Origin of the sequence: Limosilactobacillus caecicola, from assembly GCF_943192935.1 — a bacterium.
Classification (GTDB): Bacteria; Bacillota; Bacilli; order Lactobacillales; family Lactobacillaceae; genus Limosilactobacillus; species Limosilactobacillus caecicola.
In genome coordinates this window covers 259650-275328 of sequence record NZ_CALPCI010000001.1, presented here as the reverse complement: position 1 = coordinate 275328, position 15679 = coordinate 259650, and the positions used below count along the sequence as shown (strand labels likewise).

General features: G+C 45.8%; 15 protein-coding genes and 2 riboswitches. Of the genes, 5 read left to right on the top strand and 10 right to left on the bottom strand.

The features are described 5' to 3' along the window. Window positions 1–9: 9 nt before the first annotated feature. The 4 genes from NFR43_RS01350 to NFR43_RS01335 form a co-directional block, all read right to left on the bottom strand. Window positions 10–363, bottom strand: coding sequence for a DUF4870 domain-containing protein (locus NFR43_RS01350; protein ID WP_251545705.1), 354 nt, complete (start codon window positions 361–363; stop codon window positions 10–12). Window positions 364–394: 31 nt separating this feature from the next. Continuing rightward, window positions 395–1048 (bottom strand): energy-coupling factor transporter transmembrane component T family protein, encoded by a 654-nt coding sequence (locus NFR43_RS01345; RefSeq protein WP_251545703.1) that lies wholly within the window; start codon window positions 1046–1048, stop codon window positions 395–397. Beyond that, window positions 1045–2424, bottom strand: a complete 1380-nt coding sequence (locus tag NFR43_RS01340; protein ID WP_251545702.1) for an ATP-binding cassette domain-containing protein — start codon at window positions 2422–2424, stop codon at window positions 1045–1047. The genes NFR43_RS01345 and NFR43_RS01340 overlap by 4 nt, the downstream gene beginning before the upstream one ends. Before the next feature lie 74 nt (window positions 2425–2498). Then, window positions 2499–2586, bottom strand: a riboswitch (TPP riboswitch). A 348-nt stretch (window positions 2587–2934) separates the two neighbouring features. After that, window positions 2935–3897 carry a nucleoside hydrolase gene (locus NFR43_RS01335; protein ID WP_251545699.1) on the bottom strand — a complete coding sequence of 321 codons (963 nt, stop codon included), beginning with the start codon at window positions 3895–3897 and terminating at the stop codon, window positions 2935–2937. A 169-nt stretch (window positions 3898–4066) separates the two neighbouring features. Between NFR43_RS01335 and NFR43_RS01330 the strand changes: the two genes are divergently transcribed. Continuing rightward, window positions 4067–5062 carry an NAD(P)/FAD-dependent oxidoreductase gene (locus NFR43_RS01330; protein WP_251545697.1) on the top strand — a complete coding sequence of 332 codons (996 nt, stop codon included), beginning with the start codon at window positions 4067–4069 and terminating at the stop codon, window positions 5060–5062. A gap of 46 nt (window positions 5063–5108) precedes the next feature. On the opposite strand, the gene NFR43_RS01325 is transcribed toward NFR43_RS01330, so the two are convergent. Together NFR43_RS01325 and NFR43_RS01320 are read right to left on the bottom strand one after the other, a co-directional pair. Then, window positions 5109–5774 (bottom strand): NAD(P)H-dependent oxidoreductase, encoded by a 666-nt coding sequence (locus tag NFR43_RS01325; protein WP_251545695.1) that lies wholly within the window; start codon window positions 5772–5774, stop codon window positions 5109–5111. 101 nt (window positions 5775–5875) lie between these two features. Continuing rightward, window positions 5876–8005 carry an LTA synthase family protein gene (locus tag NFR43_RS01320; protein WP_251545693.1) on the bottom strand — a complete coding sequence of 710 codons (2130 nt, stop codon included), beginning with the start codon at window positions 8003–8005 and terminating at the stop codon, window positions 5876–5878. 170 nt (window positions 8006–8175) lie between these two features. On the opposite strand from NFR43_RS01320, the gene NFR43_RS01315 reads away from it, so the two are divergent. Continuing rightward, window positions 8176–8829, top strand: coding sequence for a histidine phosphatase family protein (locus NFR43_RS01315; protein WP_251545688.1), 654 nt, complete (start codon window positions 8176–8178; stop codon window positions 8827–8829). A 63-nt stretch (window positions 8830–8892) separates the two neighbouring features. Here NFR43_RS01315 and NFR43_RS01310 read toward each other — a convergent pair whose 3' ends face one another. From NFR43_RS01310 to NFR43_RS01295, 4 genes are all read right to left on the bottom strand, one after another. Further along, entirely contained in the window at window positions 8893–9540 is a 648-nt protein-coding gene (locus NFR43_RS01310) for a DUF975 family protein (RefSeq protein WP_251545686.1), read from the bottom strand. 78 nt (window positions 9541–9618) lie between these two features. Further along, a complete protein-coding gene (locus tag NFR43_RS01305) occupies window positions 9619–11055 on the bottom strand; it encodes a C69 family dipeptidase (protein WP_251545685.1) in 1437 nt (478 codons plus the stop codon). Window positions 11056–11125: 70 nt separating this feature from the next. Next, complete coding sequence (locus NFR43_RS01300) at window positions 11126–12436, bottom strand: nucleobase:cation symporter-2 family protein (protein ID WP_275087083.1); 1311 nt, start codon at window positions 12434–12436, stop codon at window positions 11126–11128. A gap of 50 nt (window positions 12437–12486) precedes the next feature. Then, window positions 12487–12584, bottom strand: a riboswitch (purine riboswitch). Window positions 12585–12622: 38 nt separating this feature from the next. Further along, on the bottom strand, window positions 12623–13543 hold the full coding sequence (locus NFR43_RS01295; protein WP_251545684.1) for a magnesium transporter CorA family protein: 921 nt from the start codon (window positions 13541–13543) through the stop codon (window positions 12623–12625). A gap of 79 nt (window positions 13544–13622) precedes the next feature. Between NFR43_RS01295 and NFR43_RS01290 the strand changes: the two genes are divergently transcribed. Genes NFR43_RS01290 through trxA form a run of 3 tightly spaced genes read left to right on the top strand, consistent with a single transcriptional unit; the run spans window position 13623 to window position 15654 of the window. Next, window positions 13623–14534, top strand: a complete 912-nt coding sequence (locus NFR43_RS01290; protein WP_251546195.1) for an RluA family pseudouridine synthase — start codon at window positions 13623–13625, stop codon at window positions 14532–14534. 18 nt (window positions 14535–14552) lie between these two features. Further along, window positions 14553–15338, top strand: coding sequence for a TerC family protein (locus NFR43_RS01285; RefSeq protein ID WP_251545683.1), 786 nt, complete (start codon window positions 14553–14555; stop codon window positions 15336–15338). Beyond that, window positions 15331–15654, top strand: a complete 324-nt coding sequence (gene trxA / locus NFR43_RS01280) for a thioredoxin (protein WP_251545681.1) — start codon at window positions 15331–15333, stop codon at window positions 15652–15654. The genes NFR43_RS01285 and trxA overlap by 8 nt, the downstream gene beginning before the upstream one ends. Window positions 15655–15679 lie beyond the last annotated feature (25 nt).

Below are 15679 nucleotides of genomic sequence, written 5' to 3'. Positions count from 1 at the left end.
GATAAGATCCTATTGACGTTTGATTAAAACACCGACAGCCATGGCGAGGTTGTAGATGTACAGCAATAACGAAATCAAGAGGGCAATGATTGTCAGAATACCAAAAATCCAGCCACCCGCAGTGCGAATTTGGGCGACACCACTGGCGCCCATGATGAAGAACATCAAGAGAGCGATGAGCACGTAAAGTGCCGGGAAAATCTGTGACCAGAAAGCGAGTTTAGCATGGCGGACAACGTAGCGGTCTTGCCGGTCAGCGATCCAGATAATTAATGGCAAAATGACCGGTAGAAAGAGGATGCTCAGGTAAGCCAAACAACTTAATACACGACTTGTCGTGGGAACACGGTTCAAAATTAACACTCCTTTTTTAAGACCAGTATAACAAGAAATATTACGGTAACCAAATTAAGCCCGTCTGCAGGAGAATGAGGCTGCTGGCGGTGATGAACCAATCAAGCGGCCGGACGCGGATGATCCGGGCGTGGGTGCGTGGTTGGCCCTCCACAAACCCCTGGGATTCCATTGCTTGGGCAAGGTCGTCTGACCACTTCAAAGCTGATAGGATTGCTTTAAAGTAAAGCTGGGGTGACCAAAAGTGCAGCATGATCCCACGCATTTGCGCGGCCACCCGGATCGTTTTAACTTCCTGGATCGTTTTGGGAATGAGGTTAATCGCAGCTAATGTGCCGTACGCAAACTTGGCAGGAAGGTGGGCATTCTGTTCCAACGAATGCGCTAATTCTAATAGTGAGGTGGAAGTCGTCACCACTGCCCCTAAGAAGCAGTAGGCATAGAGTCGACTGACCATTACCAAAGCATAAAAGGTGCTGTGGCCAGGACTGAACCAGCGGATGGTGATGGCGATCACTAGTGCCGGAAAAAGAGGAAGCAGAATTAGTCTGGCCAAAGTTTGCCATTTCACTTTGTGGCACAATAAGTCAACCAGGGCGATGCCAATTAATAGTAAGTTCACCACGATTTTGTTGGTGAAGGATATTTCCAGGGAAATAATGATGACCAATAGTAATTTTAAACTCGGGTTCATCGGGTCGCGCCTCCTTGGTATCGCAAGTGCTGGTGATCTAAGACGAGATGGTAATCAATCAGGTCTGCCAAACCAGCCAGTTGGTGACTAATAATTATGATCGTTTGTGGTTGGACCACTTGGCAGTTGCGAATTAAGTCGATCACTGCCCTAATGGAACGGGAATCAAGGCCGCTAAATGGCTCGTCCATTAATAAAATGGGTTGTCCCATCATTAACATAAGGAGGATCTGCAACTTTTTCCGTTGGCCCCCCGAGAGGGAATAAACCACCCGTTCCTTGAGTTCGCTGAGGCCAAGCTGTTTTAAGACGGTTGCAAGTCTTTGCTGCGTAAAATAGGGATGGTGACCGTGTGTCAAACTAAGGTTGAGTTCATCATTCACGGTGACGTTCATAAACTGGTCATTCGCATTTTGAAACACGAGGCCGATGGTTTGACCTAGTTGACGTCGTGAATACTTGCGCAGGGGCCGCTGGTTAACTTGTATATTTCCTTGATGGGGGACTAAATTGATGAAGGCCTGAAAGAGAGTCGATTTCCCAGAACCAGACTCACCAGTTAGGAGGGTGATATGGCTCTTTATAATGTTCAGCTGCTCCTGTTGGATGAGGCAGGAATTTTGCCGGGAGAGCGTGAAGTCTTGAAGGGTAATTGCCGCGGCGGCTGTAGGATCAGGAAGGCTTGTTGTTGGCTGGGAAAGTGAACGGAACTGCTGAAAGAGTTGTTCGCGTTCCGATGGAGTTAGTGTCCGGACATCCTCCCGAAAAGAAATTACATTCGGGTCTAGCTGGGTGTATGCAGACAAATCATGGTCGGCAATAATGATGGTCTTGCCCCTTTGCTGTAATTTAACTAGTTGTTGCAAGATCAGATCACGGTTGTGGTGGTCAAGACTTGCGAACGGTTCATCTAGCAGGATAATCTCTTTTTGCATCGCCACAATGACGGCGAGGGTGGCGCGTTGCTGTTCTCCACCGGAGAGGGTCGTAAACTGGCGGTCAGCCAGCTTAGTGATCCCGACATCAGTCAGGGCAGCCGCGGTGCGGTTTGGAATCTTATGACGCGGCACCCGTAAGTTTTCCAGAGCAAATTCAATTTCGTGACGGGGAGTATCCAGGGCAAATTGCATGCTGGGGTCTTGGAACATTAAGGCCGGTTTCACGTTTGTTGGGAATGTGATCCTACCAGATAGGGATCCCCCATATTTAGGAAGTAATCCTGCCAAGATTTTCAGGAACGTCGACTTGCCACTCCCAGAAGGCCCATGCAAGAGGGTCAGGTGGTGGAGTGGAATTGTCAGGTGGGGAATTTGTAGGATTGGTGGCTGGTCCTGGTAGCTAAATTGTAAAGAATCAATTTGAATTTGTTCGTTCATCATGCAACCTCATAAAAAAACACCCTGGTGGCCAAAAAAGTGTCCGCAGGGTGTTCATTAATCGTGATCATTGATTGCTAATCTTGTGATCTCCCTTCGCTGGTCTTAACCAGAGCAGGTTCGATGGGTATTTCTCAGCCAATGGCACCCCAGACAAAGATAATTACATTTTACGTTTATCATACCGAAAACGGGTCAGTAACGCAAGATGAGCAAAGAAATCAACAGGGTGTGGATAAATTGTGCACAACTAATCGATAGCTAGGAAGGCTGTTATAACGGGACTTGTGAGATAAGCTGTGGACAAAAATAGGGTTATCCACAAGATGTTGTGGATTAAAGTCAAATCATCCACAAGACCTAGAAAAGAATCGGGTGGAATTTGTGAATTGCCTAACCACAGAGCGTGGTCTAAAAAATAATTAAAGCGACACTTACAAATAATAAATAACTTTCCGTGGGCTGTTGGACACAAAAAAAGCCCGCCGAATGGCGAGCTCATTAATTTGATTAGTGTTCTTTGAAGAGGTTGGTTAAGTAATCCATAAAGGTCTTTAAGTAACGTTCCTTGTCAACGTTGACTGCCACCTTGACGTTTGGATTAGGATCATTTAACTTCGCGTTGTTACCAACGGTCCGACCATAATCCGCTCCTTCATAAACAACCTTCATAAAGAGGCTGATAGTTTGAACAAAACTAGGATCTAATGAGACCCCAACGGCTAATGGGTCGTGGAGAGCACAACCGTTCTTGTCGATGTCCAGGTTGTAGTAAGCATCGATGTAAAAGTCAGTTAAGTCAGCGTAGGCTTTTCCGGCGGCAGTACCGAGGTCACGCCATTGTTGGGTTTCCTTCTTGGTAAGCAGGGTCCGCAGGGTCACATCAAGGCCAACCATTGTTAATGGCAAGTCAGGATTGGACAACACAACGTTAGCGGCTTCAGCGTCTTGGTTAATGTTGGCTTCTGCAGCGCCAGTGACGTTTCCTTCCACGGTCAAAGCCCCACCCATGAAGGTGACGTTACCGATTAGTTTAGCAATCGAAGGATCCTTTTCTAAGGCAGCAGCTAAGTTGGTCATTGGACCAGTTGGTACAATGATCAGGTCTTTGCCGTACTTATGGGCAGCCTCAATGTAGAAATCAACCCCGGATTCACTTTCGACTTGGCGTTGGGGATCTGGTAGTTCAACTTCACCAATCCCATTGTTACCATGGATGTCTAACGATACTTGCATGACATCAAAGTGGTCGCTGGTGCTGGAATGAGGGAGTCCCTTGTAAACCGGGACATCGGTTTGTCCCAGTAATTCGAGGAGCTTTAAACTGTTTTGTGCACAAACGTCCAGGAGATTGTTACCATATGATGAAACGATCCCGATTAAGTCAACATCAGGGGCCGCTGTCGCATAAGCAATGGCTAATGCGTCATCAACACCGGTATCCAAATCCAAAATCATCTTTTTAGTGGCCATAACCCTACCTCCATAAATAAATTATTTGAATGCACCTCTATTTTACGCGATTTTGCACGAAAATACAATCAAAATTTTACGAGAGCGTTTTCGATGTTCAGAACATCCTGAATAATGTCATGTTACAATTAGTTCAATATCCTTTGAATAATGGAGAGGTAGAAAGCCTATGAAAGAACCACTTTACGATGTCACCATCATTGGTGGCGGTCCGGCAGGCATGTTTGCTGCCTTTTATGCTGGATTGCATGAACTAAAAACACAACTGATCGAAGCCTTACCACAATTAGGTGGTCAAGTACGGGCACTGTATCCGGAAAAGCAGATCTGGGACGTTGCCGGCAAGCCAGGTGTGACTGGAGAACAGCTGATCGCCGATTTAGAAGAACAACTGGCCATTGTCGATATTGACCAGTCACTTGAGACCACGGTGGCGGAGGTTGAACAAACTAATGATGGTTTCTTAATTAAGACTAATCAAGGACAATCACAGACTAAGGCCGTCGTGATTGCCCTGGGTAATGGTGCATTTTCGCCACGTCCACTCGCGGTGAACGGGGTGGAACAGGTCGATCCACAAAGAATCCACTATTTTGTTCAACACAAAGCTGACTTTGCTCACCAACGGGTTGCCGTGCTCGGGGGTGGTAATTCAGCGATGGATATGGCCATGATGTTGGAACCGGTAGCTGAGCAAGTGTATTTGGTTCATCGGCGAGACCAATTCCGGGGTCTCCCAATGACGTTGTCCCGACTGAAAGAATCAACGGTGCAATTACGAACACCGTATTTACCACGGGAAATTAGCCAGGCAGCGGACGGGACGCTGACACTGCAATTAAAAAAGATGCGTAGCGATGATGAAACGACTTTAAATGTCGATCATGTACTGGTTAATTATGGATTTACGGCTAATAATGCGGCCTTAAGTGATTGGTCACTTGATCTCGCAACGGATCGACACTTAATTCGGGTTGATTCCACGATGGCCACTAGTGTTCCAGGAGTGTATGCAATTGGTGATGGTAATACGTATCCTGGTAAGGCACCATTGATTGCAACTGGCCTCGGTGAAGGGCCGATCGCTATTAATGCTTTAGCAAAAAAGCTTTATCCGGACAAACGGATGGCGACCCATAGTTCTTCGCTGAAAATTAATCGTTAATCGCAAAGAAACAGGTGGAACCACACTAAGCAGTTCCACCTGTTTTTTAATTGATTTCTTTGTAAATATCAGCAAGTGGCTGACGAACCTTTGGGGTAATCTCTTGGTTACGATAGCCAAAACTGGCCATCACGGCCACTCCCCACATGGTCGGATCCATGTAGTGGTGGTCAGCCATAAACTGATTCATTTTTGCATAGTTGAAGCCTTCGATCGGACAAGAATCAATGTCCAACGCTGCTGCAGCATTTAGCATATTCGCCATTGCAATGTAGCACTGGCGAACCGCCCATTGAAAAACATCAGCAGGTGTTTGGAGGCCAAGGTCGTCCTCCTGAAACGTCTTGAAGTTTTGGGAAACTGCTGAAGTTGGTGAGTAGTCTTTGTGCTTGATGTCATTCACCATGTGTTCAACATATTCACTATCGTAGGTGACGTTTTTACGGGCTAAAATGACGAGCAACTTATCAGCACCGGCAATACTGTTGGCAGCACCCCAGGCAAACGGTTTGATCGCCTGACGGGCAGCTTCGTTGTTGAGGGCAACAAATTGCCAAGGTTCATAGCCAAACGAACTTGGTGACAGACGGCCCACCTCAAGAATGGTTTGCCAATCGTCGTCAGGAATGTGTTTATTAGGGTCGTACTTTTTAGTAGCATAACGGCGGTGCGCGTTTTGCAAAATCAGTTGTTGAATTTCCGGTTTATCCATTGGACAGTCCTCCTTATATTAAGTAAGTATAACATGATATTTCCTGGGAAATACAAAATGCGCGATGAAAGTCAGTACAGATTTTCATCGCGCATAATGATTTAATTATTCCCATCTGGGTTGGTAATCTTAATCCGGTTAGAATCAGTCTTAGAGTGCTTTTGTTCAGGAGCATTCGTTGAGTAGTCACTAACGGTGGACTTATTACCATTTTCACTATAGATGCTGGTTGATTTCTTACCCTTCTTCTTTTCGATTGCTTTGGCTTTCTTCAGGCCGTTGGAGTAATTGTAGTTCTTCGGGTTAACCTTCTTAAAGCCCTTTGGTGTGTAGAAGCGTAAGAGGTTCTTTTCGTTGAGTGAATCGGAAAGACTCAATTCTTTATTCACTAATTTTTGTGCCGCTTTCAAACGCTTCTTTTGCGCTTTAGTTAGTTTAGCGACTTTTCCGGTTTTATTATTGTAAATTGTGCCACTGATACTGGTGTAATTAGGGGTCACAAAATCGTGGTTTCTGAAGGCCACGGTTTGACTATGCTTGGAACTAAAGAGGTCGGTACCAAACATGATGTAACGCTTGGAACTAATTCCCAGAAGGTGGAGCAACGTTGGCAGAACGTCAATTTCACCACCATAAGTATGGTAAATACCACCGTGACCACCAGATCCGGGAATTACAAACATTAATGGAACCCGTTGTAATTGAGCATTATCAAAGTCGGTCCAGCTATCAGAACTCTTGCCCAAAACACTAGCCAAGGTTTTGTTTTCGGAGTTAGAAATTCCGTAGTGGTCACCGTAAATCATGATGATCGACTTTTTATCTAACCCGGTCTTTTTCAGGTAAGCAAAGAATTCTTGGAGTGATTGGTCTAAATAGTGGGCCGTTTCAAAGTAGCCATCAATGTTTGAATCACCGGTATTGGTGGTTTGGAAATTGGAATCCTTATCCTCATCATCAATGGTGAATGGGAAGTGGTTAGAAACGGTTAAGAACTTCACGTAGAACGGTTGCTGGAGGTTTTGTAAGTACTTAATTGAGTTAGCAAACAACAGCTTGTCCTTTAAACCATACCCAGTAGCTTTATCACCGGACGTATCATAATAACTAGCGTCGAAGAAGTATTGGTAGCCAAGATTCTTGTAGACGTTATTCCGGTTCCAGAAACTAGCGACATTTCCGTGGAATACCGCGCTGGTATAGCCAGCCCGTTGGTTGAGGATTGCGGGGGCAGCTTCAAAGGTGTTGTCACTACCTAATGTGGCAAACAAGGAACCTTGGGATAACCCAAAAGTGCTCGTTTCCAGCATGTTTTCCGCATCAGAAGTCTTTCCTTGACCAACTTGGTGGAAGAAATTATCAAAGGCATAGGTGTTGCTTCCGTGGTACAAGGAATTTAAGAATGGGGTCACTTCTTGACCATTGATCTTTTTGTCAATCAAAAATTGTTGGAAACTTTCCAGGTGAATGACGATGACATTCCGGCCCTTAGCAATACCGAACATTTTCGGGTTGGCCGGGGCAAAGTGCTGATCAGTAAATTTTTTAACTGCGATCATTTCAGAACGTTTAGCGCTCTTTCGCATATTATCGATATGTTGAGACTTTACTAAGTCGTAACCAGTAAAAGCATCGATCCCGAGGTATTTAACGATGTAGGAACGGTCAAAGGTCCGACTTAATAATTGGGGACGGCTGAATTCCGCCACCATTAAGTTGAGGCCAAACAGTAGGACTGATAATGAGGTGAAGGAAAAGGCGAGCCGGTGACTAATTGCGCGAGGGTCAAACTTGATCACTCGGAAGAGCATTAATAACAGAATAATGACAATATCGGCCCAATAAAGGAGGTCGTGCACGTTGGTTAAGGCGAGTGAACTACCGCTTAATCCTTGGTTCACCTTTGAGTACCCCGTCATCGTTGCGATGGTCATGAAGTCAGTAAACTCACGATAGTAAATGACGTTTAAATACAACAATAAGGTGTTTAAAATATCAATCCCCATCAAGACTGGGTAAAAAAAGCGGGAACGCTTGAAATAAAACGCCAGACTAAATAGGAAAATTGTGGTTGCTAACGGATTAAATAGTAGGATGCCGTACTGCACAATCCCAGTGGCGCCTAGTTTGAAATCGGTAAAGTACGCCAGGAGCGTCTTCAACCAAAAAAGGACGACCAGAAGGCCACAAAAGCCAATCCGGGTGTCCACAAGTTGACCTAGTTTTTTCATTAGGAAATATCCTCGCAGTTCCAGAATTTGATCTAAAGTCGATTTTTTCAACGCTCCCTATTTTAACACATTATAAAAAGGTTCAGTACGCCTAGATAAAATGTAGCCTAATCTTAATGATTCTGATTGGTGGTAGAATGATGCTAGATTTAGAAAGGACGTTGGTGGGAATGAAACGAAATCTATTTTTAGTACGTCATGGACAAACTTACTATAATATCTACAACAAATTACAGGGGTGGAGTAATTCGCCGTTAACTGAAAAAGGGCAGCAAGACGCCCAGCAGGTCGCTGAACGATTAAAGACGACCCATTTCGATGCGGCTTTTTGCTCGGATTTACCGCGGGCGATCGAAACTTGTCAAACCATTTTAGATTTGAATGAAGCTGACTCGGTTAACAAACCGACCGTGTCACCATACTTTCGTGAAGAATTTTATGGGGTATATGAGGGAACCAATATGGACCAGGCTTGGTACATGGCAGGGGCCCCACATGGCCTAAAGACTTTTAAAGAGATTGTTACGAAGCATTCAATTGGGACTGCCAAAGACTGGCTTCATGATGCGGATCCATTCCACGATGCGGAAAATAACCAGCAGTACTGGGCGCGGATGGGCAAAGGGATCGCATTGATTCGTGACGCGGATTTACCGGACAATGCAAACGTTTTGTGGGTGAGCCATGGGAATACCTGTTTGAGTATCGTCGAACGTTACGGTGAAGGCCAATATGATATTACGGAACGCCCAGCCAACGGGAGTTTGTCTAAACTAGTGATGACTGATGATGATATCCGGTTTGAATACTATAATCGGAAGTAGAAGATTGTAAAAAAGGGACGTGACAGAAGTTGTTTACGACTTCGTAGTCACGCCCCTTTTAAATCAGATCATTTCAGGTTCATTGGTTAAGTTAACATCGGTTGCGACTGGCTTCCCCCGGAAACGGTTGCCAGCTAATTGCCGATAGTACAAGGCATTAGTAGTTTGCATATATGGCCGTAACCAGAGAAAACCAATGCCAAAAGTGAAAATGCACAGAAGTGCCCAGCCCAAAAAGCTTAACTGTAAAACGAAGAATTCCCATTTATGGCCGTCCATTAATTCGCGACTTTTTGTAATTGCTTCAGTGGCAGCCACTTCTTGTCCAGAGTCCAGTAGGTCTTTGGCAATGTAAAAAGCTTGTGAGTACGCAAGGGCCTTGATAATTCCTGGAATCACCAGGAGTAATGACCACAGAAAAGTAAAAATCGTCTGGAGTAACCACGTAAGAAAGACGGGAATGAACCGTATACTGGTGAAGGCCGCAAACATTGCGGTAAAGTAGTTGTTTTCTCGCTGCCCGGCGGTAAAGTCTAAAAAGGTATACGCGTAACCTGCGAAGATTAAGCCGCCAACGATCATCCCAATCCCGCCGGTAAGGGCAGAAATTACCCCGGTGATAATGGCGGTTAACAGTGAAAAAATCACGGCCCACTGCCAATTACCACTCAAGAGTGACTTGGCTTGGGTCTTTAAGTTTTCCCGATTCATAATTACATCCTCCGTTAAATTGGTCCCCTTGATTATCACAAAAAAAGGGGACCGAGTCAACTCAGTCTCCGAATGATATCACAGGCCATCGCCAAGGTTAAACGAAATGTCAGAGGATAACAAACTTTGGTGGACTAAACTGTCGATTAAATCGGTGGTGACTTCCGTGACGTGGTCGGCAGTTTGGATATTTTCATTGGTTAAAAATTCTTGCAATTCAGCCCCGGTCAGTTGTTTGGCTTGGCGGTCCACCTCGTCTAATCGCCCCACCACGTAACTTTGGGCATCATCACGGTAAGCATTGACCTCGTTAATAAATTGATGGTACTTTGGTTCGATGATGATTGGCAGCAGCTTGTACATCCAGTAAGCACTGTCTAAGTTGAATTTGTCAGGAGCAAACTTGTAATTTGCTGGTGTGTCAACGATGTTAGCGTAGAACGGGACGTAAGGACTATAACAATAGAAACCAAACGCGATCCATTGAATGGCCGCCATTTCTGCCGGGACATCGTTACGTAATTGCAAAATGCAAGAGCTTTGGTTCCGGTCGAGGGCAATGGACCGGAACTTTTTTTGGGCTGTTTGGTCACCAGAGGAGTTGGTATTGAATGGATCATACTGGGTTCCATTGTAATGAGAGCTCAGGAAAAATTGGACATCCTCCACGGCGATTTTCTTTTCGGGCTTGCGACAGAATGGCATGTTTTGGCTAGTTGGTTCTTGTTCGACACTAGGGTTGAAAAGCTTCTGGCCGTACCAAGTCCGTGGTGTGTTGTAGTAGCTATCCGCCTCGTTTTGGGAACCAAAAATGTTGCGGAAATTAAAGTCCATTGGGTTGGGGTTGAGGTGGTATTGATTGACAAAGTCACGAATCCCGGTTGAGTGCATAAAGTGGTCATGATCACCAAAGTCGATGTTTTCAATCACCATGATGTTGGGGCAAATTGCGTAGGCATCATCTGGGAGCCGTTGGGCAACCCATTGGTGGCCACCAGCAGTTTCCATATACCAAACTTCATCTTGGTCACTAAAGGCAATTCCGTTACTTTCAGCTGTTCCGTATTGCTCAATTAAGTCGCCCAGTCGCTGCACCCCTTCACGAGCACTCTTGATAAACGGGAGGACGAGGCTGACCATTGCGTCCTCGGCAATTCCATTGTCAACTAGTGGGTCGTGACCGAGAACGCGGGGGTTGGTGAGTTCCGTTTCCGTTGCGGACATGGCGACGTTTTGTTCATTGATCCCGGCTTCGTACCAGTCACCTTCGCTAGGATTACCATTTGGTGTGGCGGTGTAGCGGTAACCATGGCCCTTGAGCGGGACTTCTAAACCAGTATATTTAGAATGATAGGTGATGTCATAATCTTGCGCGGGAATTACCACAAATTTTTTGGTATTGATGGCGGTATGGGCATCTTCATCCCGGGCGATGATGGTGGAACCATCAATGGTGGCTTTTTTACCAACAATCATCGCCGTACAATCTGAACTTAAACGGTTAAATTCTTCCATTAAAAACACTCCTTTAGACAATTCAGCTCGTGTTCATATTATACGACTGACTCTCTAAAGGGGTTCAACGTTAATTCCGTGATTTCTTAAATTCATCGAAATTCAATACTAAATTCAAAATTACGGCCGTGAGGCTGCCCATGACTACGCCATTACCGAGGATAATTTGCAGTTCAGTATTAAGGTGTTGGAAAATTTGTGGGTACACAGTGACGCCAAGTCCTAAACCAATCGAAATGGCGGCGACCATCAAGTTACTGTTTTTGGAAAAGTCTACATTGTGCAAGATTTGCATTCCCTGAATACCGACCATCCCAAACATGACGATCATGGCGCCACCCAAGACGGGGTCAGGAATCATTGTGGCTAATGCCCCTGCCTTCGGCAATAAGCCAAGGATTAATAAGAGGACTGCAGCGTAGTAAACTGGTCGACGAGTCCGTACTCCCGACATTTTCAAAACCCCAACGTTTTGGGAAAACGTGGAGTAAGGGAAGGTATTGAAGAGGCCACCTAGGATGGCGGCAATTCCTTCAGCCCGGTAACCATGTTTCATATCAGTTTCCGAAATGGGTTGGTGAATCGCTTCAGCCAGGGCAAAGTAGACCCCCGTGGATTCAATCATGGTGGTAATCGCCACCAAGATCATGGTAATGATCGCACCTGTACTGAATTTAGGGGTGCTGAAGTAGAAGAGCCGGGGGAGGTGAAACCAGGCCGCTTGACTGACGGGTTGGGTGGAAACCATTCCCCACAGTGCGGCAGCAAGTGACCCGATTAAAATTCCCCACAAAATCGCAATCGACTTCATAAAGCCACGACCAAAGCGGTGAAAGAGAATGATGACAATGATCGTTAAAAATCCGATGACCAGGTTTTGGGGATTACCAAAGGAATGCGCGGTGGCACTACCCCCACCAAGGTCCTCGAAACCAACTGGGACTAAAGTAAAACCTATTACGGTAATCAAGGAGCCGGTGACCACCGGTGGAAAAAGGCGCTTCATTTTGGCGAAAAAGCCGGCAATGAGAAAAATAAAAATTCCGGCACAGATAATCGCACCATACATGTAGCCGATGCCCATTTTGCTACCGATGGATTCCAGCGGTGCTACCGATTGGACGGCACAACCAAGGACGACGGGCAAACCAATTCCCATTAAAGGAGTTCGGTGTAATTGTAAAAGGGTGGCAATCCCACACATGAAAATATCGATGGAGACCAGGTAGGTCATTTGGGCCTGGCTAAAATGGAGGTAATTACCAATTAATAGGGGCACCAAGACGTCGCCTGAATACATGGCGAGCAAATGCTGAAAACCGAGTACCAGATTCTTTCCAAAACCAATGCTAGTGGCTGGTTGTTGAATTTTTTGATCCACAATAATCCTCCTGAAAATAAAAAACGAGGCCCTTACATCCGTAACGGTCTCGTAGATAATACGCTGCTTATAGTCTCATATTTACGGCATGAGGTAGAAACGTCCGACCATATTACGGAATTATATAGGCAATATTTAATTAGTGATTAATGGCATTCTAGCATGATTAGTGAACAATCACAATGGTTACTTCCACCAATGACGGTTAAAGACGAACCAAATCGAGAGGGCCATCAGAATTAGGGTGATAATAATGGTGATTTGCCAAGCAAAGTCATTTTCAGCAAACGGCAAACTTTTGACGTTTTCTCCATAAAAGCCAGAAACGATTGGTGGAATCGCCAGCACGATTGAATAGACGGTGAGAAACTTCATGGTTTGGTTCAGGTTGCTATCTAAGACCTTACTATAGGCGTCCGATACCCGGGCAGACACGTCCGAAGTCATCTGGGCCATTTCCAACCCTTGTTGGGCTTCAATGATGACGTCATCGAGGTCGTTGCGCTGCTTGCGGGTCATCAAATGACTAAACCGGCGCTTAAATTCCTGGAGCAGTGAAACGTTGCCTTGAAGGGACGTCAAAATATAAACCAACCCGGTTTCGATTTCCATAAATTCAGTGATCGCTTTACGTTCAGTATGGTGCTGCAGGTTCTTTTGGATTTCCCGTCGTTGTTGGTCAGCACGACGAATGGGACCGAAGTAGGCGGTCGACAGTTGGTACAAAATCGGCAAAATAAAGTCAAACTGGTCGGTCTGGGTGTCACGTTTTTGTAATTTGTTTAATTGCCGGGCAATAATGCCGTTGACGAAGTTGGTTTGGGCGTTCGTAAACGTCAGCACGTTGTTCGTGGTGAGCATGATCCCGATTGGGGCGGTTTGTGGTGCCGACAGTTCATGGGTCGGCACGTACACATCGAAGACCAATAGTGTTACACCGGCGTCTGGGTCGACTTCCACCCGGGCTTTTTCGTAGGGGTCAATTGCGTAATCCAGCAATTCCTGGGTCACTTCATACTTTTCAAAGAGCGCGTCTCGTTCGTTCGGCAGGGGCTCGAAGACACTGACCCAGTAACCATGATTGTTAATTTTGACTGAACTAAGCACAATTTCACCCCCATCAAGATCCACTATTTATTATACGCTATTATAATAACAAGAAGAAACAGGAATTGTGAGGATGAAAATGACAAAACCACGCTGGGTAATTCAAGAACAATTACAAAGGGATCAACCAATCATCACGGTTCGCCAATTATTGCAACAGCAATGGCTCCTACCGAAGCGGTTTGTCCACTACCTTAGGAGTCGTCAGCAAGTCACGATTAATGGTGACTATCGTCATATGAACGAGCTGGTCCATCCGGGCGATCAGGTCATAATGGGATTTTGGGGCGATGAATTTCGAACGGCGGCATCGCACTACTTGCCAACAGTGGGCCCGCAGTTGGATGTCCTGTTTGAAAATCGTGATTTGTTGGTGGTTAATAAACCAGCCGGGCAGAAAACCCATCCCAACCAGCCGTTGGAGACTGGTACCCTACTAAATGACGTGGCAGGCTACTTAGCCGACACCCCGTCCCAAGCTTACATGGTTCATCGCCTTGACCAACAAACGAGTGGGGCGGTCATCGTGGCGAAAAATCCGGTGGTTGTGCCGATTTTGGACCGGTTAATTGCGGAGGGACACATTCATCGTCAATATTTGGCGGTCGTGACCGGAATTTTTCAGCGTCCACGGGGAACTTTTGACTGGCCCATTGGTCGTGATCCTCAGGATCAGCGGAAGCGGATGGTAAACGGCGCGGCGGCTAAAGAGGCCCATACCGCTTACGAAGTATTAGGCACCGGCGCTGGGCAAAGTATCGTGTCTTTGACGTTACAAACGGGGCGGACACATCAATTACGGGTGCATCTTGCCCATAGTGGCCACCCAATCATTGGCGACCCGCTCTATAACCCGGGAACAGGGGACCGTTTACTGCTTCACGGTGTTCAGCAGCAACTGATCCTGCCATTTAGAGAAAAATTAAGACGAATTTCTGCACCAGTCCCTAACTATTTTCCGTCAGTTCTGCTAAAATATTATCAAAATTAATCTCAAGGGGGATATTAATTGTCACTTATCAGTGAACTATATGGGCCGTTTTTTGATGCCCATAATTGGTTAACGGTGATTGAATCAGGCCAGGATTGGCTAGTGATTTTTTCGTTGGTAATGATTGAATGTTTGTTGTCGGTAGACAACGCGATTGTGTTAGCGGCGCAAACGAGGGTGTTGCCAACGCTGAAAGAACAGGAAGAGTCACTATTTTACGGTATTTGGGGATCCTACCTGTTCCGATTTTTGATTATCGGGATTGGGACCTACCTGATTAACTTCTGGGAAATTAAGGTGATTGGGGCGGTGTATCTGATGTACCTTTCCTACCGCTTTTTCCACCATTTACTCTTAGGCGACCGGCAGCAGAAAAAGGTCCGCAAAAATCGGGCTGCTAACCTGACCGGTCGCAAACGATTTTGGATGGTCGTGGGGCAAATCGAATTTATCGACATTGTCTTTTCGATTGACTCCGTGTTAGCTTCCTTGGCAGTTTCGTCCAATCCGGTGATTGTCCTCATCGGTGGGGTGATCGGGATCGCATGTATGCGGGGAATTGCCGAAGTTATTATGAAGCTTATGCGCAGAATTCCGGAATTGGAACCAATGGCGTATGTCCTGATCTTTTTAATCGCCATCAAACTGTTCTTGACGATTCCGGCGATTGATATTGAAATTCCATCTGGTCAATTTGGGATTTTTGTGGTCGGCGTCTTTATCGTTACCTTTATTGTTCACTTTATTCGGAATCCAAAGGGCAAGGGTGACCAACCCCAAAAAGAGGAGGAACACCATGATTGAAGCAAGCGTTGCTAATTTCGATGAACTAACGACCGGACCAATGACGGTGGTGGATTTTTGGGCACCGTGGTGTGGGCCCTGCAAGATGATGGCGCCCGCATTGTCTGCTGTCGAACAAAAATATGGTGACCAGATTAAATTTGTTAAATTCAACGTTGATGATGACAAGTCCATTCCACAGCGTTATAAAGTCATGAGCATGCCAAGTTTGGTCCTTTTTCGTGATGGTCAAGCCAAGGAAAAGGTGACGGGCTTGTACAATGCCAGCCAATTGAGCCACTATTTTGACCGCAAATTAGCAGAAACGACAGCTTAAATAATAGAAGTCCCGCTCCATTGTG